This is a genomic window from Oerskovia turbata (assembly GCF_000718325.1).
Taxonomy (GTDB): Bacteria; Actinomycetota; Actinomycetes; order Actinomycetales; family Cellulomonadaceae; genus Oerskovia; species Oerskovia turbata.
Map to the genome: position 1 here is coordinate 49,862 of NZ_JOFV01000002.1, position 22,454 is coordinate 72,315.

15 protein-coding genes are annotated in these 22,454 nt (G+C 73.9%); 8 read left to right on the forward strand and 7 right to left on the reverse strand.

Annotated features, from left to right (window positions below):
* Positions 1-109 precede the first annotated feature (109 nt).
* Positions 110-1,174, reverse strand: a complete 1,065-nt coding sequence (locus tag IE95_RS0101780) for a uroporphyrinogen decarboxylase/cobalamine-independent methonine synthase family protein (protein ID WP_030149910.1) — start codon at positions 1,172-1,174, stop codon at positions 110-112.
* A gap of 226 nt (positions 1,175-1,400) precedes the next feature.
* Between IE95_RS0101780 and IE95_RS19365 the strand changes: the two genes are divergently transcribed.
* Positions 1,401-1,982, forward strand: a complete 582-nt coding sequence (locus IE95_RS19365; protein ID WP_051702590.1) for an ester cyclase — start codon at positions 1,401-1,403, stop codon at positions 1,980-1,982.
* A 22-nt stretch (positions 1,983-2,004) separates the two neighbouring features.
* Here the strand turns inward: IE95_RS19365 and mnmA are convergent, their stop codons facing one another.
* Complete coding sequence (gene mnmA / locus IE95_RS0101790) at positions 2,005-3,255, reverse strand: tRNA 2-thiouridine(34) synthase MnmA (RefSeq protein ID WP_030149912.1); 1,251 nt, start codon at positions 3,253-3,255, stop codon at positions 2,005-2,007.
* Complete coding sequence (locus tag IE95_RS0101795; RefSeq protein WP_051702591.1) at positions 3,252-4,523, reverse strand: cysteine desulfurase family protein; 1,272 nt, start codon at positions 4,521-4,523, stop codon at positions 3,252-3,254. Before IE95_RS0101795 ends, mnmA begins: the two co-directional genes overlap by 4 nt.
* 258 nt (positions 4,524-4,781) lie before the next feature.
* Here IE95_RS0101795 and IE95_RS19370 point away from each other — a divergent pair, with 258 nt between their 5' ends.
* Positions 4,782-5,855 (forward strand): phosphotransferase family protein, encoded by a 1,074-nt coding sequence (locus tag IE95_RS19370; protein ID WP_051702592.1) that lies wholly within the window; start codon positions 4,782-4,784, stop codon positions 5,853-5,855.
* 152 nt (positions 5,856-6,007) lie between these two features.
* Here IE95_RS19370 and IE95_RS0101805 read toward each other — a convergent pair whose 3' ends face one another.
* On the reverse strand, positions 6,008-6,988 hold the full coding sequence (locus IE95_RS0101805; protein ID WP_129429422.1) for an electron transfer flavoprotein subunit alpha/FixB family protein: 981 nt from the start codon (positions 6,986-6,988) through the stop codon (positions 6,008-6,010).
* Between the two features lie 8 nt (positions 6,989-6,996).
* Complete coding sequence (locus IE95_RS0101810) at positions 6,997-7,806, reverse strand: electron transfer flavoprotein subunit beta/FixA family protein (protein ID WP_030149916.1); 810 nt, start codon at positions 7,804-7,806, stop codon at positions 6,997-6,999.
* A 181-nt stretch (positions 7,807-7,987) separates the two neighbouring features.
* Here IE95_RS0101810 and glgX point away from each other — a divergent pair, with 181 nt between their 5' ends.
* Both glgX and IE95_RS0101820 read left to right on the forward strand, forming a co-directional pair.
* Positions 7,988-10,282 carry a glycogen debranching protein GlgX gene (gene glgX / locus IE95_RS0101815; RefSeq protein WP_030149917.1) on the forward strand — a complete coding sequence of 765 codons (2,295 nt, stop codon included), beginning with the start codon at positions 7,988-7,990 and terminating at the stop codon, positions 10,280-10,282.
* 89 nt (positions 10,283-10,371) lie between these two features.
* Positions 10,372-12,144, forward strand: a complete 1,773-nt coding sequence (locus IE95_RS0101820; RefSeq protein WP_084689703.1) for an FAD-binding dehydrogenase — start codon at positions 10,372-10,374, stop codon at positions 12,142-12,144.
* Between the two features lie 28 nt (positions 12,145-12,172).
* Here IE95_RS0101820 and IE95_RS19375 read toward each other — a convergent pair whose 3' ends face one another.
* Positions 12,173-12,937: a hypothetical protein gene (locus IE95_RS19375; protein ID WP_030149919.1), complete on the reverse strand. Its 765-nt coding sequence runs from the start codon at positions 12,935-12,937 to the stop codon at positions 12,173-12,175.
* A gap of 185 nt (positions 12,938-13,122) precedes the next feature.
* Here IE95_RS19375 and IE95_RS18545 point away from each other — a divergent pair, with 185 nt between their 5' ends.
* The gene (locus IE95_RS18545; protein WP_051702593.1) at positions 13,123-14,049 is read left to right on the forward strand and encodes a hypothetical protein; all 927 of its coding nucleotides are present in this window, start codon (positions 13,123-13,125) and stop codon (positions 14,047-14,049) included.
* A 54-nt stretch (positions 14,050-14,103) separates the two neighbouring features.
* On the opposite strand, the gene glgP is transcribed toward IE95_RS18545, so the two are convergent.
* Positions 14,104-16,689, reverse strand: coding sequence for an alpha-glucan family phosphorylase (glgP, locus tag IE95_RS0101835; protein ID WP_030149921.1), 2,586 nt, complete (start codon positions 16,687-16,689; stop codon positions 14,104-14,106).
* A gap of 235 nt (positions 16,690-16,924) precedes the next feature.
* Between glgP and IE95_RS0101840 the strand changes: the two genes are divergently transcribed.
* Genes IE95_RS0101840 through IE95_RS0101850 form a run of 3 tightly spaced genes read left to right on the forward strand, consistent with a single transcriptional unit; the run spans position 16,925 to position 22,380 of the window.
* Positions 16,925-18,970 (forward strand): alpha-1,4-glucan--maltose-1-phosphate maltosyltransferase, encoded by a 2,046-nt coding sequence (locus IE95_RS0101840; protein WP_051702639.1) that lies wholly within the window; start codon positions 16,925-16,927, stop codon positions 18,968-18,970.
* Positions 18,967-20,787, forward strand: coding sequence for a maltose alpha-D-glucosyltransferase (gene treS / locus IE95_RS0101845; RefSeq protein ID WP_084689704.1), 1,821 nt, complete (start codon positions 18,967-18,969; stop codon positions 20,785-20,787). The genes IE95_RS0101840 and treS overlap by 4 nt, the downstream gene beginning before the upstream one ends.
* Positions 20,788-20,820: 33 nt before the next feature.
* Positions 20,821-22,380, forward strand: a complete 1,560-nt coding sequence (locus tag IE95_RS0101850; protein ID WP_051702594.1) for a phosphotransferase — start codon at positions 20,821-20,823, stop codon at positions 22,378-22,380.
* The last annotated feature ends 74 nt before the right edge of the window (positions 22,381-22,454 follow it).

Below are 22,454 nucleotides of genomic sequence, written 5' to 3' on the forward strand. Positions count from 1 at the left end.
GACGGACGAGGGAGCGCCGCGAGTTCGGCACCTCCCTCCGAGCCTACGCACCAGGGAGCGTCACGGCGAAAACGGGGACGTCACCGCCCGCACGTCCCCGAGCCACGGCTCAGTCCTGCGCCCGCTCCGCGAGCATCTCCGCGACCCGCCCCAGGTTCCCGAGCATCGCGCGGTTCTCGTCGGTGCTCCCGAGCCGGGTCCCCGACCCCAGTCCCACGCCGCCCGCGCGGGGCGCTGCGAGGAGCGTGACGTCGTCGAGCCCCGAGGACGGCAGACCGATCCGGTGCCACGGGACCGTCACGAGCGACGCGAGGTCGCCGAGGTTCGGCCCCGAGCACTGCGAGACCTTCGCGGGCGGCAGCCCGGCCCAGACCGCGACGCCGCGCTCGACCGCGCGCGCGACCAGCTCCCACCCCTTCTCGTCCCAGCCGTCGGCGCGGGCCGCGAGGTCCAGGCCCACGGCGTCGGCTCCGGCGAGGACGACGGGGGCGATCCCGACCCACGCGGGCCCCACGTGCACGACGCTGCGCGCGCCGCCGTCCCGCACCGCGTCCAGCACGGTTTCGAGCCCCGCGACGACGTCCGGCCCCTCGACCGGACGCAGCCGCGAGTACCCGGAGAACGTGGGCAGCACGCCTGCGTTGATCTGACCGAGCAGCGGCTCGGAGACCTGCACCACGAGCTCGGCCCCCGGGACCTGCCGACGCACCTCGTCGAGGTGCGCCCGCACCCCGACGGCGAGCGACGCGGCCAGGTCGGCCCGGGCGCCCCGGTCGGCGAGGACCCGGTCGCCGCGCGCGAGGTAGAGCTCGGCCGCGAGCGTCCACGGCCCCACGACCGACACCGCGAGCGGCCCCACGTACCCGTGCCCGGCGATCGCGAGCGCCCCCAGGTCGTCCCGGAGGAAAGCCCGAGCCCGGCGCTCGTCCATGCCGGGCCGGTCCGCGAGCTTCCACCCGTGCGGCCCGATCTCGACGGGCAGGTCCGCGAGCAGGGTCGCGGTGCGGCCCACGCCGTCGGCGCCGGGGCCCCGCTGGGGCAGGCGTGCGAGGAACGGGACGGGCGTCACGCCCGTGGGGACCTCGGCGAGGTCGCCGAAGATCGTCTGCTGCGCCTCGAGGACGTCGGTGCCCTCGCCGCCGGGCCACGGCCCGTGGCCGCTGACTGACGTCATGTCCAGATCTCCTTGCTGTTCGACGTGCTCCACGGCCGGCCCGACGACCGGGCCGGCCCACCTGCTCCCCAGACGTCCCCGCAGCTCACCGCAGAACTCACCCGAGCATCACCCGCGCGACCTCTTGCGGTGTCCCTGCCTCCGAGTGAAGGCTGATGAGTATGCACCACAGACCGTGACGACGCGGTGGCCGCTGGACCGACCCCGCCGGACGAGCGAGGCGGACATGAGCAGCAGCAGGCACGAGGCGACCGGGACCATCCTTCCCGGCGACCAGCACCACGAGGCGGCCACGACCGCCACGACCACGACCACCACCACGGCGACCACCGCGACGAACAAGGCGGCCGCGATCACGGTGCACACCCAGGCCATCCCCGGGAACCACGCCGAGGCGCTCGCGGCGCTCGTCGCCGCCGACTTCCACAACCACGACCCGGCGCCCGGGTGCTCGGGAGGCATCGAGGGCCTGGTCGCGGCCATGCACTGGTTCTCGGACGCGTTCTCCGACCAGCACGTCGAGGTGCTGCACGCGGTCGCGGAGGGCGACCTGGTGGCGCTGCACGTCGCGTTCAGCGCGCGGCACACGGGCTACTTCCGGGGCCTGGCGCCCACGGGCCGTCACTTCACGGTCCGCGAGATGCACATGCTGCGCTTCGTGGACGGGCGCGAGGCCGAGCACTGGGCGGTGCGCGACGACGCGTGGCTCGTGCGCGAGCTCAGCGAGCACCCCGTGGTTCCGACGAGCGCGGTGCTCGCCGCGACGCAGCCGGGCGCCGCGGTGGGCAGCGTCCCGGTCGCGGTGTGACGAGGCGCGCACGGCCGGTCGCTCAGCGGGCGGCGCTCGCCGCGCGCCGCGCCCGGTAGGCGCGCTGCACTGTCGACTGCCCGATCACGCGCGTCCCCTGGTACACGACGAGCGACTGGCCCGCGGCGACGCCGCGCAGCGTCTCGCCCGTGAGCTCGACCTCCGTCCGCGCGCCGTCGGCGGCACCGGGCGCCTCGCCGTCGTCCGCCTGCCCGACGACGGCGCGCACCCGCGCGGGGACCGGCGCACCGTGGGCGCGCACCTGGACCGACGCGTCGAACCAGCCGGACACCTGGCCCGACGCCGCGCCGTCGGGCCCCGCCGGAGCGGGCTCCCACCCGGCGGCCGCGAGGACGTCGTCCGCGAGCCAGACCGAGCGGTCCCCCTCGATGCGGTCGACCGTGAGCAGCTCTGCCGGCCCCACGACGACCCGGTTGGAGACCGGCTCGACCTCGAGCACGTAGCGCGGCTTGCCGTCCGCGGCGGGGCGCCCCAGGGACAGGCCCTTGCGCTGGCCGACCGTGAACGCGTACGCGCCCTCGTGCTCGCCCAGGACCTCGCCCTCGGTGTCGACGATCTCGCCCGTGCGCGCACCCAGGCGCGCCTTGAGGAAGCCCTGCGTGTCTCCGTCGGACACGAAGCAGATGTCGTAGGAGTCGGGCTTGTTCGAGACGGACAGGCCACGCCGCTCGGCCTCGGCGCGGACCTCGTCCTTGGACGCGAAACCACCCAGCGGGAAGATCGACCGCGCCAGGCGCTCCTGGCCCATGACCGCGAGCACGTACGACTGGTCCTTGGCGTCGTTGGGCGAGCGGTGCAGCTCGCGGACCGTGCGCGTCACGGGGTCGCCGTCGGGCCCCGGGACCGTGACCTCGCGCGTGAGGACCTGCGCGTAGTGGCCCGTCGCGACCGCGTCGAAACCGAGCGCCGTGGCCTTGTCGAGCAGCGCCTCGAACTTGATGTGCTCGTTGCAGCGCACGCACGGGTTGGGCGTGCGCCCGGCCTCGTACTCGGACAGGAAGTCCGCGACGACCGTGTCCTCGAAGCGCTCCGACAGGTCCCACACGTAGTACGGGATGCCCAGCACGTCGGCGGCGCGACGCGCGTCGCCCGCGTCCTCGATCGAGCAGCAGCCGCGCGATCCCGCCCGGAACTGCTCGCGGTTGCGCGACAGGGCCATGTGCACGCCGACCACCTCGTGGCCGGCCTCGACGGCCAGGGCCGCCGCGACGGCCGAGTCGACGCCGCCGGACATCGCTGCCAGTACTCTCATGCGGTCCTCCCTGTCGTGGCGGCCGGTCGAGTCCGCGAGGTCGCCCCGGGCCGGGCCGACGACGCGAGCCCCGCGGCCTGGGCCCGCGCCACGACCTGCGGCAGCGCGTCGAGGAGGCGCGCGACGTCGTCGGGCGTCGAGGTCGCCCCGAGCGAGAACCGCAGCGCACCGCGCGCGTCCTCCTCGCAGACCCCCATCGCGAGCAGGACGTGCGAGGGCTGCGGCACCCCGGCCTGGCACGCCGAACCGGTGGACGTCTGCACACCCGCCGAGTCGAGCAGGTACAGCAACGAGTCGCCCTCGGAGCCGGGGAACGTGAAGTGCGCGTTGCCGGGCAGGCGCAGGGACGGGTCGACCAGCGGGTCGGGGCCGCGCAGCACCGCGTCGGGCACGGCCGCCCGCACGCCCCGGACCAGGTCGTCGCGCAGCGACGCGAGGTGCTCGGCCCGCTCGGCGCGGCCCGCGACGGCCTCGGTCACGGCGACCGCGAACGCCCGGATGGCGGGAGTGTCGAGCGTGCCCGAGCGCACGCCGCGCTCCTGCCCGCCGCCGTGCAGCACCGGGGTCAGCGGCAGGCCGCGCTTCGCGACCAGGGCGCCGACGCCCATGGGGCCACCGAGCTTGTGACCCGTGAGGGTCAGGGCGTCGAGGCCGCTCGCGGCGAAGTCCACAGGCACCTGCCCGACGGCCTGCACCGCGTCCGAGTGCACGGGGATGCCGTACGGACGCGCGATCTGCACGACCTCCTGGACCGGCTGGATCGTCCCGACCTCGTTGTTCGCCCACATGACCGAGATGAGCGCGACCTCGTCGCCCTTGGACGCGAGCTCGGCGCGCAGCGCGTCGAGGTCGAGCCGGCCGGCGTCGTCGACGGGCAGCAGGACGATCTCCGCACCCGTGTGCTCGGCCATCCAGAAGGCGGGGTCGAGCACCGCGTGGTGCTCGACGGCCGAGACCAGGATGCGTCGACGGCGCGGCTCGGTGGTGCGCCGCCCCCAGAACAGGCCCTTGATCGCGAGGTTGTCCGACTCGGTGCCGCCCGCCGTGAAGATCACCTCGCTCGGGCGCGCGCCGAGCGCGGCCGCGACGGCCTCGCGCGACTCCTCGACGACGCGGCGCGCGGCCCGGCCCGCCGCGTGCAGCGACGAGGGGTTGCCGGTCTGGGTGAGCTCCGCGACGAAGGCCTCGAGCGCGGCCGGCGACATGGGGGTCGTGGCGGCGTGGTCGAGGTAGGCGCCGTGCGAGGGCTCGGCGGGCGTGGCGGTCATGAGGCGATCACAGTCGTCCAGTCTACGAAGGTATTCGCGGGCCGCCGCCGCCACGGGGCGGACGAGGACCGTGGGGCCCGTGGAACCTTGCTGGACAGCACAGGAAAAACCGATATCTTGACAGATGCTCGTCCGCCCCTCGATCCCCCGTCACCAGCCCGGCGCCCCGCGTGGCGCGGTCGGGGACGACTCGCGGACGGCGACGCCTCGACCGCACCGATCCCCGTCCCGCCGCACCCCGTGAGAGCGTTCTGCCCCATGCCCGACGACGTCGCGACCACCTGCGTGGTCCTCTCACCGCAGGACCCGCGCGCCCACGCGAGCGACCGCCTGCGGTGGACCTCGCTCCCTCGTGAGCTCCGCGACGAGATCGAGGCCACGATGGAGGCGCGCGTGGTCGAGGAGATCAGCGTCGTGAGCGGCTTCCGGCCCGGGATGGGGTCGTTGCTGCGACTGTCGACGGGCGAGCAGGTCTTCCTCAAGGCGGCCCGCACACGCGACGCGCGGGAGTGCGCCGACCTGCACCGCACCGAGGCACGCATCGCGATCCGCCTGCCCGAAGCGGTCCCCACCCCGCGCTTCCTGTGGGGTCATGGCGACGGTGACTGGATCGTGCTCGCGTACGAGGCCATCGACGGCCACCCACCGCGGACCCCCTGGGAACCTGCGGTGCTCGCACGCGTCCTCGACACCCTCGACGACCTGGCGCGCATCCCCGGGGCACGGCAGATCCCGCTGCCGCCCGCCGGTCCCCAGCTCGCGTCCACCGCGATCGGGTGGGGTCGCATCCTGCGTGACCCTCCGGAGCACCTGTCCTCGGTCGCACCGTGGGCCGCTCGCCGGCTCGCGACGCTCGCCGAGCTCGAGCTGGGCGTCCTCGTCGCGTGCGAGGGCGAGTCGATCGTCCACGGCGACATGCGCGCCCGGAACCTCACCGTCACGGACGACGCCGTCTACGTCCTCGACTGGCCCCACGCGATGCGCGGCGCCGGCTGGCTGGACCTCGCGCACCTGCTCGTCACGGTCGGTGCGCAGGGCGTCGAAGGGGTCTTCGACCCCCCGGACGTGTCCGTGCCGCCCGACGGCGGCGCACCCGTCACGACGTGGGACGACGCCGAGCGGGCGGGGGCCTGGCTCACGGCGGTCTTCGACGACCACCCGCTCGGCGCCGAGGTGCACCCGGGCGACCTGCGGTCCGTCGTCGGAGGGTTCGCAGGATTCAGCCTGGACGCCGCACGCAAGCCGGCTCCGCGGTCGGACCCGTCCCGCCCCACCACTGCCCTGGGGCAGGGGCTCGCGGCTCTCGCCTGGCTCGAGCACCTGGGTCTCTGACGCGCTGGTCCGCCGTCCGGCCGGTGCAGGCTGCGCCGGGGTCGCCGGGGCCGCCGGGTGCACGCCACCGGACGTGCGAACGCCCCGGCGGGCCGTGCCCGCCAGGGCGTTCGTCGGGGCGTTCGTCAGGGCGTTCGTCGGGGTGAGAGGCGTCAGCCCTTGTGCTCCCGGATGACCTTCGCCGCCTGCGGCAGGACCTCGGCGAGGTCGCCGACGACCGCGAAGTCGGCGATCTCGAACAGCGGGCAGTCCGAGTCGTTGTTGACCGCGACGATGACCTGCGCCGCCTGCATGCCGCCACGGTGGTGCGGGGCCCCCGAGATGCCCGCGCCGATGTACAGGCGCGGCGCGATCGTCACGCCCGTCTGACCGATGAACGTGTCGAACCAGCCCTCGTAGACCGCGTCACGCGTCGCGCCCACGGCCGCGCCGAGCGCGTCCGCCAGCTCCTCGACGGGCCCGAAGTCGCCGTCGGTGCCACGTCCGCCCGCGACGACCGTCGCGGCCTCGGCGAGCGCCGGGCGTCCGCCCTCGACGACCGGCTTCTCCTCGCGGGACACGACAGTGACGGCCGTCGCCGACGCGGGGAGCTCGACGGGGAACCCGATGACCTCGGTCTGGACCGAGGACTCCGCGGGCTCCGGGACGACGGAGTTGGCGCGGACCGTGAACACGGCCTGCTCGGTGACGACCTCGCACGAGGTGTCCCACGAACCCGCGAAGACCCGCTTGTAGCCCACTGCCTTGCCGCCCTCGGCGCGGACCTCGGCCGCGTCGATCACGAGGCCGGCACCCAGCGCGTGGGCGAGGCGGGCCGCCGCCTCCTTGTGGGGGAACGTCGCCGAGAGCAGCACGACGTCGGCGTTCGCGCGGCGCACCGCGGTCTCGAGGGTCGCCGCGACGACCGCCGTGAGGTGTGTGCCGTCCGCGCTCACGGACGTGGGCAGCTCGGCCTGGAGGACCGTGTCGACGCCGTAGGCGCCGAGCTGGGCGAGCGTCGTGACGCTCGGGCTGCCGAGCGTCACCGCCTTGGGCCGGCCGAGGCTGCGGGCGATGGTCAGGAGCTCGAGGGCCGCGGAGCGCAGCTGCGACTGCGGCGAGTCGAGCAGGACGAGGACGTTGGTGGTCACGATGTTCCCTCTCAGACCAGGTCGTTACGGATGAGGAACTCGGCCAGCGCGCGGCCGCCCTCGCCCTTGTCGACGACGACCTCGACCTCGGGGCGCGGCGGGCGCGGCGTGGCGGCGAGGACGCGGGTGCGGGCTCCGGCGTCGCCCACGGTCGTGGGGTCGAGCCCGAGTGCCGCGAGGTCCCAGACCTCGATCGGCTGCGTCCGCGCGGACATGATGAGCTTGAAGTTGGGGAAGCGCGGCCAGTTGGCGTGGTCGGTCACGCTGACCACGGCAGGCAGCGGGGCCGAGAGCACCTCGAGCGCGTCGTCGAGCTCGCGCGTGACCTGGGCCGTGCGGGCCTCGACGTCCACCTCGAGCTTGCCCGCGAGCGTGAGCTGCGGCAGGCCGAGCTCGGCCGCGAGGAGCACCGGGACGACGGACCCCAGCCCGTCGAGGGCCGCCATGCCCGTGAGGACGAGGTCGACCGGGCCCTCCTCCTCGATCTTGCGGACCGCGGCGGCGAGCGTGGCGACCGTCCCGAAGTAGTCGGAGCCCGCGAGCGCCTCGTCGCTGACGCGCACGCCGCGGCCGACGCCCATCTGGTAGGCCTTGCGGATCGCGGTGTCGGCGTCGGGGCCCGCCATGGTCAGGACCACGACCTCGGAGGTCTCCTGCTCGGCCTCCGGCAGCGACTCGACGATGCGCAGCGCGGCCTCGATCGCGTTCTCGTCGAGCTCGTTGAGGGTCCCCTCCTCGGACGATCGCACCACTCGTCCGGCGTCGAACCGCCGGTCGGCGTGGATATCGGGAACGTACTTGACGGCGACGACGATCCTCATCGTGATGTGCTCCGTGGTTGGGACGACGGTGGACCCGGGTGGTACCCGCACGCCACAGCCCTTCGTGGAAGGTGTGGCACAGGCGAAACCCTACCGGGCAGCGCCGCGCAACCGGGTGAGATCTCGCGCACGACCACCTGGTGAGCACGAGCCGTCCACTTCCGGGCCTCACAATGGAGGGGTGCAAGCGCTTGCCCCCTCCCCCCGTCCTCGCCCCTCGCACGTCCCGGCCCCGCGCCTGGGCGTCCGTCTCGCCGGTGACGGCGTCGACGTCGCCGTGCTCGCCTCGCACGCGAGCGCCGTCGACCTGTGCCTGCTGGACGTCCTGCCCGACGGCGAGATCCACGAACGGCGGGTGGCGCTCGACGGGCCGACCCACGGCGTCTGGCACGGGCACGTCCCGGGCGTGCGCGAGGGGCAGCGCTACGGCTTCCGGGCCGAGGGCCCGTGGGACCCCGCGGCAGGCTTCCGGTACAACCCCGCGAAGCTCCTGCTCGACCCCTACGCGCGGGGGATCGTGGGCGAGCTCGACGACGACCCGTCGACGCGCGGCCACGTCACCGAGCGGGACGGCTCGGGCACGCTCGTCGGGGACGTCCGCGGCCCGGCCGACCCGCGCGACTCGGCGGCGCACGTGCCGCACTCGGTCGTCGTCGCGCCCCGCACCGGGCACGAGCCCGTGCGCAGGCCGCACGTGCCGTGGGCCGACACCGTGATCTACGAGGCCCACGTCCGCGGCCTGACCATGCAGCTCGACGCCGTGCCCGAGCACCTGCGCGGTACCTATGCGGGGCTCGCGCACCCGGCGACGATCGCGCACCTGAAGGCGCTGGGCGTCACGACGGTCGAGCTGCTGCCGATCCACGCGTCCCTGACCGAGCCGCACCTCGTGGCCAAGGGGCTCACCAACTACTGGGGCTACTCGACCGCGGGCTTCTTCGCCCCGCACGCCCCGTACGCGACGCGTGCCGCGCAGGAGGCCGGGCCCGGCGCCGTCGTCGACGAGGTCCGCGGCATGGTGCACCTGCTGCACGAGGCCGGGCTCGAGGTCCTCCTCGACGTCGTGCACAACCACACGTGCGAGGGCGGTGCGGACGGCCCGCACCTGGCGTGGCGCGGCCTCGACAACCCGGTCTACTACCTGCACGACGGCGCGTCCCCGGCCGAGCTCGCAGACGTCACCGGGACCGGGAACAGCCTCGACTTCCGGCGTGCCCGGGTGGTCCAGCTGACGCTCGACTCGCTGCGCTACTGGGCGCAGGAGATCGGCGTCGACGGCTTCCGCTTCGACCTCGCCGTGACGCTGGGTCGTGGCCCGGGCGGGTTCGACCCCGACCACCCGTTCCTCGTCGCGCTCCAGACCGACCCCGTGCTGAACGGTCTCAAGCTCGTCGCGGAGCCGTGGGACGTCGGCCCCGGTGGGTGGCGTACCGGGCAGTTTCCCGCCCCGCTGGCCGAGTGGAACGACCGCTTCCGCGGGGCTGCGCGCCAGTTCTGGCTCGCCGACGCGCGCGAGGCGTCGCACGGGCGACCCGGCCAGGGCGTGCGCGAGCTCGCGACCCGCCTGGCCGGGTCCGCGGACCTCTTCGGGCACAGCGACCCGCCGCTCATGCGCGGGCCCGTCGCGTCGGTCAACTTCGTCACGGCGCACGACGGGTTCACGCTCGCGGACCTCGTCGCCTACGAGCACAAGCACAACGAGGCCAACGGCGAGGGCAACCGCGACGGCAGCGACGACAACCGGTCCTGGAACCACGGGTTCGAGGGGCGCCTCGAGAACGAGGAGATGACGGTCGAGGGCTTCGAGCCGGGGGTCGAGATCGCCCCTCTTCGCCGCCGCTCGATCCGCAACCTCATGGCGACCCAGGTCCTGGCGGCCGGGACGCCCATGCTCACCGCGGGCGACGAGATGGGACGCACCCAGCGCGGCAACAACAACGCGTACTGCCAGGACGGGCCGGTGTCGTGGGTGAGCTGGGAACTGTCGCCCTGGCGCAAGGACCTGCTCGCGACCACGACCCACCTCCTGGCGCTGCGTCGAGAGCACGCAGCGCTGCGCAGCGAGACGTTCTTCCACGGCCGTCCCCGGCACTCGGCGCAGGACACGGTGCCGGACCTCGCGTGGTTCGACGCCGCCGGCCGCCCCCTCGACCACGCGGCCTGGCACGACCCCGGCTTCCGTGTGCTGCAGATGCTGCGCACCGGACCGGGTGGGGGCGACCGCGACGTGCTCCTGGTGCTCAACGGAGCGCTCGACTCGGTCGAGGTGGCGCTCGCGGACGTGCCGGGGCGCCGTGTGCCCGGGGCTGCCGAGGGTGCCGGGACCACCGGCTGGGAGCTTGCGTGGGACTCGGACTGGGAGCACCCGGCCGAGGGCCGCGGAGAGTCGAACGGCGGGACTCTCCCGGGCGACGACACGGCGGCGACGGCCCTCCTGGAGCCCCTCAGCCTGCAGGTCTACCTCTCGCCGAGGTAGAGGGTTCTCGTCGAGGTAGAGGGCCAGGGGCCTCTACCTCGACGGCTGGCCTCTACCTCGCGGCGGGGCGCGGGGTCTAGTCTCTGCGCATGAGTGACAACGACGTCAGCATCCCTCCCGCGAGCCACGCCGTCCCGTCGGGCACGCCCGCCCACGGGAGCGCTCCCAGCACCTCCGGTCCTGACCATGCCGAGGTCATCGTGGTCGGCGCCGGGCTCTCCGGCCTCGTCGCGGCCACCGAGCTCACCGCCGCGGGGCGCCGCGTGATCCTGCTCGACCAGGAGCCCGCCGCGAGCCTGGGAGGCCAGGCGTTCTGGTCCTTCGGCGGCCTCTTCCTGGTCGACTCCCCCGAGCAGCGCCGCCTGGGCGTCAAGGACACACCCGAGCTCGCGCTCGACGACTGGCTCGGGTCGGCGAGCTTCGCCCCCGGAGCCGCCGACGGCGAAGGCCCCGACCGCTGGGGCTACGCCTGGGCGCGCGCCTTCGTCGACTTCGCCGCGGGCAACCTGCGCTCGTGGCTCCACGCCAAGGGGGTGCGCTGGTTCCCGCTCGTCCAGTGGGCCGAGCGCGGCGGCCACCCCGCAGGCGGCCACGGCAACAGCGTGCCGCGCTTCCACGTCACCTGGGGCACCGGGCCCGGCATCCTCGAACCGTTCGTCCGTGCGGCCCTCGACGCCCGGGCCGCCGGGCTGCTCGACGTCCGGTTCCGCCACCGCGTCACCGGGCTCGTCGTGACCGACGGCGCCGTGACCGGTGTGCACGCCGAGATCCTGGCCGACGACCATGCCGAGCGCGGCGCCCCCTCGGTGCGCGACGTCGTCGGCGAGGTCGAGCTGTCCGCGAGCGCCGTCGTCGTCTCCTCCGGGGGGATCGGTGCGAACCACGACCTGGTGCGCTCGCACTGGCCCGCGTCCGCCGGGGCGCTGCCCGCGCGCATGCTCTCGGGCGTCCCCGACTCGACCGACGGGCTGATGCTCGGGATCGCCCGCGACGCGGGCGCGGCCCTGGTCCACGAGGACCGCATGTGGCACTACCCCGAGGGCATCGCGAACCACTCGCCCGTGTGGACGAACCACGGCATCCGCATCCTGCCCGGACCATCGTCGCTGTGGGTCGACGCGCACGGGCACCGGCTGCCCTCGCCCCTGTTCCCCGGCTTCGACGCCCTCGGCTCGCTCCAGCACGTGACGGCCCGCGCCGACGACCACTCCTGGTTCGTGCTCAACAAGGCCGTCATGGAGAGCGAGTTCGCGCTGTCGGGCTCCGAGCAGAACCCCGACCTCACCGGCAGGAGCGTGCGCCTGCTGGCGCAGCGGGTCCTGCCCGGGGCCGTCGGTCCCGTGGCGCGGTTCGCGGCCGAGTCCCCCGAGTTCGTGTGGGGCGCGAACCCCACCGAGCTCGCGGCCGGCATGAACACCCTGACCGACGCGACCCCCGGCTCGCAGGGACACATCGACGCCGAAGAGCTCGAACGGCTCGTGCGGCTGCGCGACGACCAGGTGCGCTCGGGCCTCGGCAAGGACCACCAGGTCGTCGCGACGGCCAGGGCCCGCACGTTCTTCGTGGACCGTGTCATCCGCGTGTCCCCGCCGCGCCCGCTCACGACGCCCCAGGACGGCCCGATGCTCGCGGTGCGGCTCTCGGTCCTGACCCGCAAGACGCTCGGCGGCCTGCACACCGACACCGACGGTCGCGTGCTGCGCCCCGACGGCTCGGTGCTCGAGGGCCTGTACGCCGCGGGTGAGGCGGCGGGGTTCGGGGGCGGTGGCGTGCACGGTCACCGGGCGCTCGAGGGGACCTTCCTCGGCGGTTGCCTGTTCTCGGGGCGGACCGTGGGGCGGGCGCTCGCGCGGAGCCTGTGAGGCCGGCGCTCGCGCCCGGGCAACCCTCTCACCAGTCCGCAGGCATCTGCACGGGTTCGTCCGGGTGCACGCGCGACGTGCGCAGCCCGGGCACGGCGAGCAGGTCCGCGACCAGCTCCTCGCTGCCCCCGAGGTCGGTGGCCACGGTGTCGAGCTCGGTGCACACGAACCACGACCGGTCGTCGGGCCACCACAGCGTGGGCGACTGGTCCATCGCGGCGAACGCCGCCGCCTGCGCGAGCCGACCGTGCCACAGGTGGTAGTCGCGGTGCGGTAGCGCGAGCATCGGTGCGGCGGGCCGCTCGACCTGGCGTGCGGCGCGGAGGGCGTGAGCCGTGGCCTGCGCCCGCGCCTGAGCCAGCGCGAACGACGACCCCGGCGCGTCCCCCTCCCCCACGTCGTCGATCGCGTACGTCAGCGCGGCGAACGACGTCGAGTCCTCGGGCCGCGTCCCGTGGTCGTACAACCACCCGTACCCGGTCCACAGCGCGAAGTGGCACTCCTGGTCGCCCGTGAACGGCGCGAGGGCGTCGAGCAGCAGGTCCATCTGCTCGGGGCCCGTCCCACCGCCGCGCCCCAGGTAGAGCGACCCCATGACCTCGTCCTCGTCGGACCACCCGGGCACGTTCGGGATGCGGGCGTAGGCCGCGTACACCGGCGGCACGCACGACGCGACCGTCCCCCCGCCGCCCAGCCGTGGCCCGATCCAGTCACCGGCCGACGCGTCGTCGTCCCACGTGACGCCACCGAAGGGTGAGGGAGGGTCGGGAAGGTGAGCGGCGTCGTCGGGCATGAGGCGAACGTAGCCGCGGCGAGGCCGCCCGGCCACCGGTCACGCGCGCCGCGAGGTAGAGGCCTGACGTCGAGGTAGAGCCCTGCAGGCCTCCAACTCGACGCGAACCCTCTACCTCACGAGCGGCTGTCCACAGATTCGTCGATCGACATCCATCAGCAGCGACGAGCCACCACAGTGGGCGCATGCTCTCGACGTCCCGCCCTGCACTGCCCCGGCTCCACGCCACGTCCGCGTTCTCGCGCGCGGAGCTCCAGGCCGGACTGGCCGACGGCACACTCGTGCGCGTACGGCGTGGCGTCGTCGCCCGGACGAGCCCCGGACCCGGTCGCCGGGAACGGTTGGTGCTCGCCCGCGGGGCAGCGTTCGCCCGTGATGCCACGACGGACTTCTGGCTCAGCCACTCGACGGCGGCCGTCCTCTGGGGATGCTGGACCTACCGCCTCCGGGACCGGGCCGACGTCACCCAGCTCACGCCGCCGAGCATCGTGCGCCGGGGCGGGGACCCGGTCCACCTGGTCGCGAGGCACTGGACCCGGCTCCCCGAGCGCGACCGCACGGTCCTGGACGGCCTCCCGGTGACGTCGCTCGAGCGCACGGTCGTGGACTGTGCACGTACGCTGCGCGGGGCGAGCGCCCTCGTCGTCGCCGACTCCGGTCTTCGCCTGGGAGCCGACCCGGTGGGGGTCGACGAGATCCTCACCGAGGCGGCTGGAGGACGAGGCGTCCGGCAGGCGCGCCAGGTCCTCCTCCTGGCCGACCGGGCGTCCGAGTCCCCCGGCGAGTCGGTCGTGCGGTGGCTCGTCCACGAGGCGGGCCTCCCGGCCCTCGACCTGCAGGTACCGGTGAGCACGTGGGCGGGATCGTTCCGGCTCGACCTCGGCTGGCCGGACCTCAAGATCGCGATCGAGTTCGACGGTGCGGTGAAGTACACAGTCCTGGCAGACGGTGACGCGACGGCCCGGTTCATGGCCGAGAAGCAGCGTCACGACGCGCTCGTCGAGGCAGGGTGGCTCGTGCTCCGGGTGACCTGGGCCGACCTCGAGCAGCCGGACCGGTTGATCGGACGGATCGTCGACGCTCGACGACGTAGAGCCCTGACGTCGAGGTAGAGGCCTGCAACCCCCAGTCGGGGCTGCAGGCCTCTACCTCGGCACCACAGCGGGTCAGGCGTTCGCCACCAGGCCCAGCTCTGCCACGCTCGCCAGGCCCTCGTGCCTCGGCACGATGCGGACCGTGTACCCGAAGGGGCCGGACGCCTCGAGGCGCACCGACCCGGCGAACGCCGCCCGACCCGCCTCGTAGGTCTCGGCGAGCTCGAGCGGCTCCGCCGTGAACGACTCGATCACGTCGGCCTCGGTCACGCGGCCGTGGACCACCTGCACCTCGACGTCGCCCGGAGCCAGCGTCCCGAGCGACACGTACGCCCGGACCGACAGCAGGTCGCCGACCTGTGGCACCTCGCGGATCCCGCTCGACTCGACGTGGTCGACGCGCACGTGCGACCAGTCGCCACGCACGTGCGCCTTCCACGCCGCGAGCTCGCGCGCCGGCTCGAAGCCCGGAGCGTTGAGCGCACGCCCCGCGACGGCGGCAGGCCCGTACAGGCGGTGCACGTAGTCCGCGACCATGCGCGTGGCCTGGACCTTGGGGCCGAGGGTCGCGAGCGTGTGCCGCACCATCTGGAGCCAGCGGACCGGGACACCCCGCTCGTCACGGTCGTAGAACCGGGCCGCGACCTGGGTCTCGATGAGGTCGTACAGCGCGGCGGCCTCGAGGTCGTCGCGGCGGTCGTTGTCCTCGACACCGTCGGCCGTGGGGATCGCCCAGCCGTTCTCGCCGTCGTACCACTCGTCCCACCACCCGTCGAGGATCGACAGGTTGAGACCGCCGTTGAGCGCGGACTTCATGCCCGACGTGCCACTGGCCTCGAGCGGGCGCAGCGGGTTGTTGAGCCACACGTCGCAGCCCGGGTAGAGCGACTGCGCCATGCCGATGTCGTAGTTCGGCAGGAACACGATGCGCCCGCGCACGTCGTGCTCGTCGGTGAACCGGACGAGCTGCTGGATGAGCCGCTTGCCCTGGTCGTCGGCGGGGTGGGACTTGCCGGCGACGACGAGCTGGACGGGCCGTTCGGGGTCGAGCAGCAGCGACCGCAGCCGCTCGGGGTCGCGCAGCATGAGCGTCAGGCGCTTGTAGGTGGGCACGCGGCGCGCGAACCCGATGGTCAGGACGTCGGGCGAGAGCGCCTCGTCGACCCAGCCGAGCTCGGCGGGGCTGGCCCCGCGCTCGCGCCAGGACCGGCGCAGCCGGTTGCGGGCCTCGTCGACGAGCTGGCCGCGCAGCTCGCGGCGCACGTCCCACAGCTCCTCGTCGCTCACCCCGGCGGGGTCGAGCCATCGCGACGACGCCGTGTCGGCCGTGAGCTCGTCGAGCCCGAGCCGTTCGGCCTCGAGCGCGGCGAGGCGCGGGTCGACCCAGGTGGGCGTGTGGACGCCGTTCGTCACGGACGTGATGGGGACCTCGCGCGAGTCGAAGCCCGGCCAGAGGCCGTTGAACATGCCGCGCGAGACCTCGCCGTGCAGGAGCGAGACGCCGTTGGCGCGCCCGCCCAGGCGCAGTCCCATGACGGCCATGTTGAAGACCGTGGGGTCGCCGCCCTCGTAGTCCTCGGCACCGAGCGAGAGGACCTGCTCGACGTCGATCCCGGGGATCTGGTTGTCCCCGCCGAAGTACTGCGAGACGAGGTCGCGGCCGAACCGGTCGATGCCCGCGGGGACCGGCGTGTGCGTCGTGAACACGGTCGCGGCCCGCACCGCCTCGAGCGCCGCGTCGAACGTGAGCCCGGCACCGGTCACGAGCTCGCGGATGCGCTCGACGCCGAGGAACCCGGCGTGGCCCTCGTTGGTGTGGTAGACCTCGGGCTCGGGTGCCCCGGTCAGGCGCGACCACAGGCGCAGCGCGCGCACGCCGCCGACGCCCAGCAGGAGCTCCTGCTGGAGGCGGTGCTCGCCGCCGCCGCCGTAGAGGCGGTCGGTGACCTTGCGTGCGGCCTCGTCGTTGCCCGGGACGTTGGAGTCGAGCAGCAGCAGCGGCACGCGCCCGACGGCCGCGACCCACACGTGCGCGTGCAGCACGCGCCCACCGGGCAGGTCGATCGAGACGCGCGCAGGCGTGCCGTCGTCCTCGCGCAGGATCGTCAGCGGCAGGCCGTCGGGGTCGAGCAGCGGGTAGGTCTCGACCTGCCAGCCGTCGCGTGTGAGGGACTGGCGGAAGTAGCCCGCGCCGTAGAGCAGACCGACGCCGACGATCGGCACGCCCAGGTCGGACGCGCTCTTGAGGTGGTCGCCCGCGAGGATGCCGAGGCCCCCCGAGTACTGCGGCAGGACCGAGGTGATGCCGTACTCCGGGGAGAAGTAGGCGATCGCCTGCGGGAGGACCTCGCCGCCCGCGGCCTGCTCCTGGTACCACATCAGGTCCTGGAGGTAGCGGTGGAGGTCCGCTGCCGCCGCGCGGACGCGGCCCACGAACTCCTGGTCGGCTGCGAGCGCCGCGAGGCGGTCCGGCCCGAGGGCGCCGAGGAGCGCCACCGGGTCGCGCTTCGCGGACTCCCAGAGCTGCGGGTCGATCGTGCTGAAGAGCTCGCGCGTGGGCGCGTGCCAGGACCAGCGCAGGTTGAGGGACAGCTCGTCGAGGTCGTGCAGCTCGGCGGGCAGGACGGTGCGGACGGTGAAACGTCTGATCGCTCTCACGGGTCCGACAGTACGCAACTGTGGGCCGCTGTACACCCTTTGCCGACCGCGTGCTCTCGTGGGTCTCGGGGTCTTTCACCCGGCCGTCGGACGACCGGGCTCGCGCGGGTTGCACGCCACGCCCGCCCTGCGGGTGCCGCACCTCGCCCGCGCTCGATACCTTGTGCTCGTGCCTGAGAACTCCGCGACCCCCGTGACCTCCGCGTCGGCGTCCCTGCCGGCCACGTCCTCGCCCCTGTCCGCCGCTGCTGCGACGGTCCCGCCGCTCGCTCCTCCGGTCGCCCCGGCGGCACCGATCGGGCGCATCCCCGTCCTCGAGGTGTCGCCCGTGGTCGAGGGCGGCCGCTGGCCCGCGAAGGCCGTGGTGGGTGAGGTCGTCCCGGTCGAGGCCACGGTCTTCCGCGAGGGCCACGACGCGGTCGCGGCGACCGCGGTGCTCGTCGCCCCGGACGGCACGGACCACTCGTGGGCGCGCATGGTCGACGTGGCCCCGGGCCTCGACCGGTTCCGTGCGACGCTCTCCCCCGACGCCCCGGGCGAGTGGTCGTTCCGCGTCGAGGCGTGGTCCGACCCGTACGGCACGTGGGCGCACGACGCGGCGATCAAGGTCGCGGCGGGCATCGACGTCGAGCTCATGCTCGCCGAGGGCGTCGCGCTCTTCGAGCGCATCTGCGCGGTCGCAGGTCGGGAGGCGCGCGACGCGAAGACGCTGCACGACGGCGCCGCGGCCCTCGCGGACCCGTCGCGCCCCTCCCCGGCCCGGCTCGCGGCAGCCCTGTCGCCCGAGGTGCGCGACGCCCTGGGCCGTGCTCCTCTGCGGGACCACGTGACGCCGTCGGGCACGTACCGCCTGCGCGTGGACCGGCCGCTCGCGCTCGCCGGCGCCTGGTACGAGATGTTCCCCCGCTCCGAGGGGGCGCGGCGCCTCAAGGACGGGACCTGGAAGTCAGGGACGTTCACGACCGCGGCCAGGCGCCTGCCCGCGATCGCCGCGATGGGCTTCGACATGGTCTACCTGACGCCCGTGCACCCCATCGGGACCACGCACCGCAAGGGGCGCAACAACTCGCTGACCGCGCTGCCGGGCGACCCGGGGTCGCCCTACGCGATCGGCTCGAAGGACGGCGGGCACGACGCGATCCACCCCGAGCTCGGCAGCGAGCGCACGTTCAAGGCGTTCGTGAAGGAGGCCCGGCGCCTGGGCATGGAGGTCGCGCTCGACCTCGCGCTCCAGTGCTCGCCCGACCACCCGTGGGTCACCGAGCACCCCGAGTGGTTCACGACGCGCGTCGACGGCTCGATCGCGTACGCCGAGAACCCGCCCAAGAAGTACCAGGACATCTACCCGCTCAACTTCGACAACGACCCCGAGGGCATCTACGCCGAGGTGCTGCGCGTCGTGCGGGTGTGGATCGCGCGCGGCGTCACGGCGTTCCGCGTCGACAACCCGCACACCAAGCCGCTCCCGTTCTGGGAGTGGCTGCTCGCCGAGGTGCGCGCGACGAACCCCGAGGTGATCTTCCTGTCGGAGGCATTCACCAAGCCCGCGATGATGCACACGCTCGCACGCATCGGGTTCCACCAGTCGTACACGTACTTCACGTGGCGCAACGAGAAGACCGAGCTCGCGGAGTACCTGACCGAGGTCTCGGGGCCCGCAGGGTCGTACATGCGCCCGAGCTTCTGGCCCACGACGCACGACATCCTCCCGCCCTACCTCCAGCACGGCGGTGTCGCCGGGTTCGCGGTGCGCGCGGTGCTCGCGGCGCTCGGCTCCCCCACGTGGGGCGTCTACTCGGGCTACGAGCTCGTCGAGAACGTGCCGCGCCCCGGCGTCGAGGAGCAGATCGACAACGAGAAGTACGAGTACAAGCCGCGCGACTGGGCGCTCGCGGAGGAGTTCGGCATCTCGACGCTCCTGACGACCCTCAACGAGGTGCGCCGCGAGCACCCCGCGCTGCGCCAGCTGCGCAACCTCACGGTCCACCCCACGAGCAACGACCGGGTCCTCGCGTTCTCGCGGCACCTGCCCGAGCGGGTGTCGCCGGGCGGGTTGGTCGAGCCCGCCGACACCGTGGTCGTGGTCGTGAACCTCGACCCGTGGGGCACGCAGGAGTCCATGGTCCACCTCGACCTGGCCGCCCTGGGCCTGGCGCCCGAGCAGCAGTTCGTCGCGCACGACCTGCTGTCGGGGGCGTCGTACGGCTGGGGCGAGGACGTCTACGTCAGGCTTGTCCCGCAGGAGCAGGTGGCGCACGTCATCCACGTGAGGACACCATGAGCAGCTCGCCGTTCTCGGCGCGCGCCGCAGGGCCCGCCGCGCGCGCCCCGGGCCCCGCCGCACGCGCCCCGGGCCCTGCCGCGGGGCCCGCCCCGGTCGCGCCGGTGACCGCGCCCCTGCCCGTCGGCGCGCTCCCCCCGCGGCGCCAGCCCGCCGCTCCCTCGGCACAGCGCTCGGGGCTCTCGGCGGACCCCGCCTGGTACAAGACCGCCGTGTTCTACGAGGTCCTGGTCCGCGCGTTCTCGGACTCCTCGGGCGACGGCTCGGGGGACCTGCGCGGGCTGATCGAGCGCCTCGACTACCTCCAGTGGCTCGGGATCGACGCGCTGTGGCTTCCCCCGTTCTACCCGTCGCCGCTGCGGGACGGCGGGTACGACGTCGCGGACTACACGGCCATCGCGGGCCAGTACGGCTCGATGGCGGACTTCACCGAGCTCATCGCCGAGGCGCACTCGCGCGGCATCCGGATCGTGATCGACCTGGTCATGAATCACACGAGCGACCAGCACCCGTGGTTCCAGGCGTCGCGCGCCGACCCCGAGGGGCCGTACGGCGACTTCTACGTGTGGAGCGACGACAGCACGCGGTACGAGGACGCGCGCATCATCTTCGTGGACACCGAGACGAGCAACTGGACGTTCGACCCGGTCCGGCGCCAGTTCTTCTGGCACCGGTTCTTCTCGCACCAGCCGGACCTCAACTTCGAGAACCCGCGCGTCGCGGACGCGATGCTCGACGTGACGCGGTTCTGGCTCCAGGTGGGCGTCGACGGGTTCCGCCTGGACGCGGTCCCGTACCTGTTCGAGGCCGAGGGGACGAACTGCGAGAACCTGCCCCAGACGCACCGGTTCCTGCGGCGCGTGCGCCAGATGGTCGACGCCGAGTTCCCGGGCCGCATCGTCCTCGCGGAGGCGAACCAGTGGCCCGCGGAGGTCGTGGACTACTTCGGCACCGAGGAGGAGCCGGAGTGCCACATGTGCTTCCACTTCCCTGTCATGCCGCGCATCTTCTACGCGATCCGCGACCAGCGGGCCAACCAGATCGTCGACATCCTGCGCGACACCCCGCCCATCCCGGCGGGCGCGCAGTGGAGCACGTTCCTGCGCAACCACGACGAGCTGACGCTCGAGATGGTCTCGACCGAGGAGCGCGCGTCGATGTACGGGTGGTACGCGCAGGACCCGCGCATGCGCGCGAACGTCGGGATCCGGCGCCGCCTGGCACCGCTGCTCGACAACTCGCGCAAGGAGGTCGAGCTCGCGCACGCGCTGCTGCTGTCGCTGCCGGGCAGCCCGTGCCTGTACTACGGCGACGAGATCGGGATGGGCGACAACATCTGGCTGCCGGACCGGGACGCCGTCCGCACGCCCATGCAGTGGACCCCGGACCGCAACGCGGGATTCTCGACCGCGGACCCGGGCAAGCTCTACCTGCCGCCCATCCAGTCGCTCGTGCACAACTACGGGTACGTCAACGTGGAGAACCAGCTCGCGCAGCCGACGTCGCTGCTGCACTGGGTCCACGGCATGCTCGCGGTGCGCAGGCTGCATCCGGCGTTCGGCGACGGTGAGCAGGTGACGCTGGGCACGGACAACGAGTCGATCCTCGCGTTCCTGCGCCGCAACGCGGCCGAGACGATCCTGTGCGTCGCGAACCTGTCGGCGACCGCGCGCACGGCCACGATCCACCTGCCCGAGCACGCGGGCGCGACCCTGACCGACGTGTTCGGCGGGGCCGCGTTCCCCTCGGTGGGCGAGGACGGCGACGTCGTGATGACATGGGGTTCGAGGGACTTCTACTGGCTCACGGTGTCGTAGGACGCCCTGACCTGCCCGGCAGAAGGAGCTGACGTGGTGCCGAAGACCGTCTCGTCCTCGCCCGTCGTGCCGCGTCCCGGGCCGCTCGGTTCGGCGCAGCGCGTACCTGTCCCGGACGCCCGGCTGCTCGGGCTCCTCGACGCGTGGCTGCCCGCGCAGCGGTGGTACCCGGTCAAGGGCCTGGCGGTGCGGCACGTGCCGTGGATGAGCTTCGCGCTCACCGGGCGCTGCACGCTGCACCTGCTGCGCATCGTGGGCGACGGGGTGGACCTGGTGGTCCAGGTCCCGCTGGTCCTGACCCCCGCGGGCAGGCTCGCGGAGTCGTCTGAGACCGTCCCGCCGACCGGTCCCGCGACGGGCGCCGGACGCGCGGGCCCCGCCGAGACAGGCGGGGCACGCACACCGCTCCCGGGCCTCGTGGGCTTCGTCCCCGGGGCTCCCGGTCGTCCCGGGGAGCGTCTCGACGCGCCGTTCGCGGTGCACGACGGCGCCACGCACCCCGACCTGTGGGTGGCCCTCCTGGGCGCGCTCGAGCGGGCGGACGACGTACGCCCGAGCGACTCCGACAGGCACGACGCCCCCGGGCACCGGCCGGTCGACCTGACGGGCGCGCGCATGGTCGGCGGCGAGCAGTCGAACTCGTCGGTGATCCTCCCCGGGGTCGCGGGCGGGTCGATCCTCAAGATCCTGCGGACGATCGCGATCGGCCCGAACCCGGACGTCGTGGTCCCGGACGCCTTGGCCCGCGTGGGGTGGACGGGCGTCCCGCGCCCGCTCGGCTGGGTCGAGGCGACGTGGGAGCCGCTCGACGTACCGGCGGATGCCCCCGCCCTGGGCCCTGCGAGGACCGCGCACCTCGCGGTCCTGAGCGAGCTCGTCACGGACGCGCGCGACGGGTTCGAGCTCGCGTGCGCCTACGCGGCCCAGGACACCTCGTTCGCCGACCTCGCGGCCGACCTCGGCCGGACGCTCGCGAGCATGCACCGGGCGCTGCGCGAGGCCCTGCCCACGGGACCGCCGCTCGAGGCGGGCTGGCTGCTGGGCGACCTGCGTCGTCGTGCACGCGAGGCCTGCGCCTCGTCCGTCCCGCTCGGGCGACGCGCCGCGCAGGTCGAGGTGTTCCTCGACGGTGTGGCCGACCGCCTCGCCCGCGAGGAGGCGCCGCCTCCCGTGCTCCAGGCGATCCACGGCGACATGCACCTGGGGCAGGCCCTGCACGCGCTCGGCGACGGCTGGAAGATCCTCGACTTCGAGGGCGAGCCGCTGCGGCCCGTGGCCGAGCGCACGCGCCCGGACCTGCCGCTGCGCGACGTCGCGGGGATCGTGCGCTCGCTCGACTACGCGGCGGCGGTCGGCGGGGCGCGCTCGCCCCGGTGGACGACGACGGCGCGCACCGCGTTCGTCGAGGCGTACCGGCGCGCGATCGGCGACGACGACGGGACGGCGGGTCTCTCGGTCTCCACGACCGAGGCGCTGCTGCGCGCGCTGGTCCTCGACAAGGCGCTGTACGAGGTCGTGTACGAGTCCCGGAACCGGCCGGCGTGGGAGCCGATCCCGCTCACCGCGGTGGACCGGCTGCTGGGCGGGCGGTAGCCGCGCGGCCGGCCGTACGCGACGTGCCGTCGTCGACCGCTGCGCAGGAGACGCACCGTCACCAGGCATGATGG

Excerpts from the sequence above, each read along its gene's own strand:
- IE95_RS18545 (WP_051702593.1), top strand. The coding sequence starts at position 13,123 with ATGCTCTCGACGTCCCGCCCTGCACTGCCCCGGCTCCACGCCACGTCC.
- IE95_RS0101820 (WP_084689703.1), top strand. The coding sequence starts at position 10,372 with ATGAGTGACAACGACGTCAGCATCCCTCCCGCGAGCCACGCCGTCCCG.
- IE95_RS19375 (WP_030149919.1), bottom strand. The coding sequence starts at position 12,937 with ATGCCCGACGACGCCGCTCACCTTCCCGACCCTCCCTCACCCTTCGGT.
- IE95_RS0101795 (WP_051702591.1), bottom strand. The coding sequence starts at position 4,523 with ATGACCGCCACGCCCGCCGAGCCCTCGCACGGCGCCTACCTCGACCAC.
- IE95_RS19370 (WP_051702592.1), top strand. The coding sequence starts at position 4,782 with ATGCCCGACGACGTCGCGACCACCTGCGTGGTCCTCTCACCGCAGGAC.
- treS (WP_084689704.1), top strand. The coding sequence starts at position 18,967 with ATGAGCAGCTCGCCGTTCTCGGCGCGCGCCGCAGGGCCCGCCGCGCGC.
- IE95_RS0101780 (WP_030149910.1), bottom strand. The coding sequence starts at position 1,174 with ATGACGTCAGTCAGCGGCCACGGGCCGTGGCCCGGCGGCGAGGGCACC.
- mnmA (WP_030149912.1), bottom strand. The coding sequence starts at position 3,255 with ATGAGAGTACTGGCAGCGATGTCCGGCGGCGTCGACTCGGCCGTCGCG.
- IE95_RS19365 (WP_051702590.1), top strand. The coding sequence starts at position 1,401 with ATGAGCAGCAGCAGGCACGAGGCGACCGGGACCATCCTTCCCGGCGAC.
- IE95_RS0101810 (WP_030149916.1), bottom strand. The coding sequence starts at position 7,806 with ATGAGGATCGTCGTCGCCGTCAAGTACGTTCCCGATATCCACGCCGAC.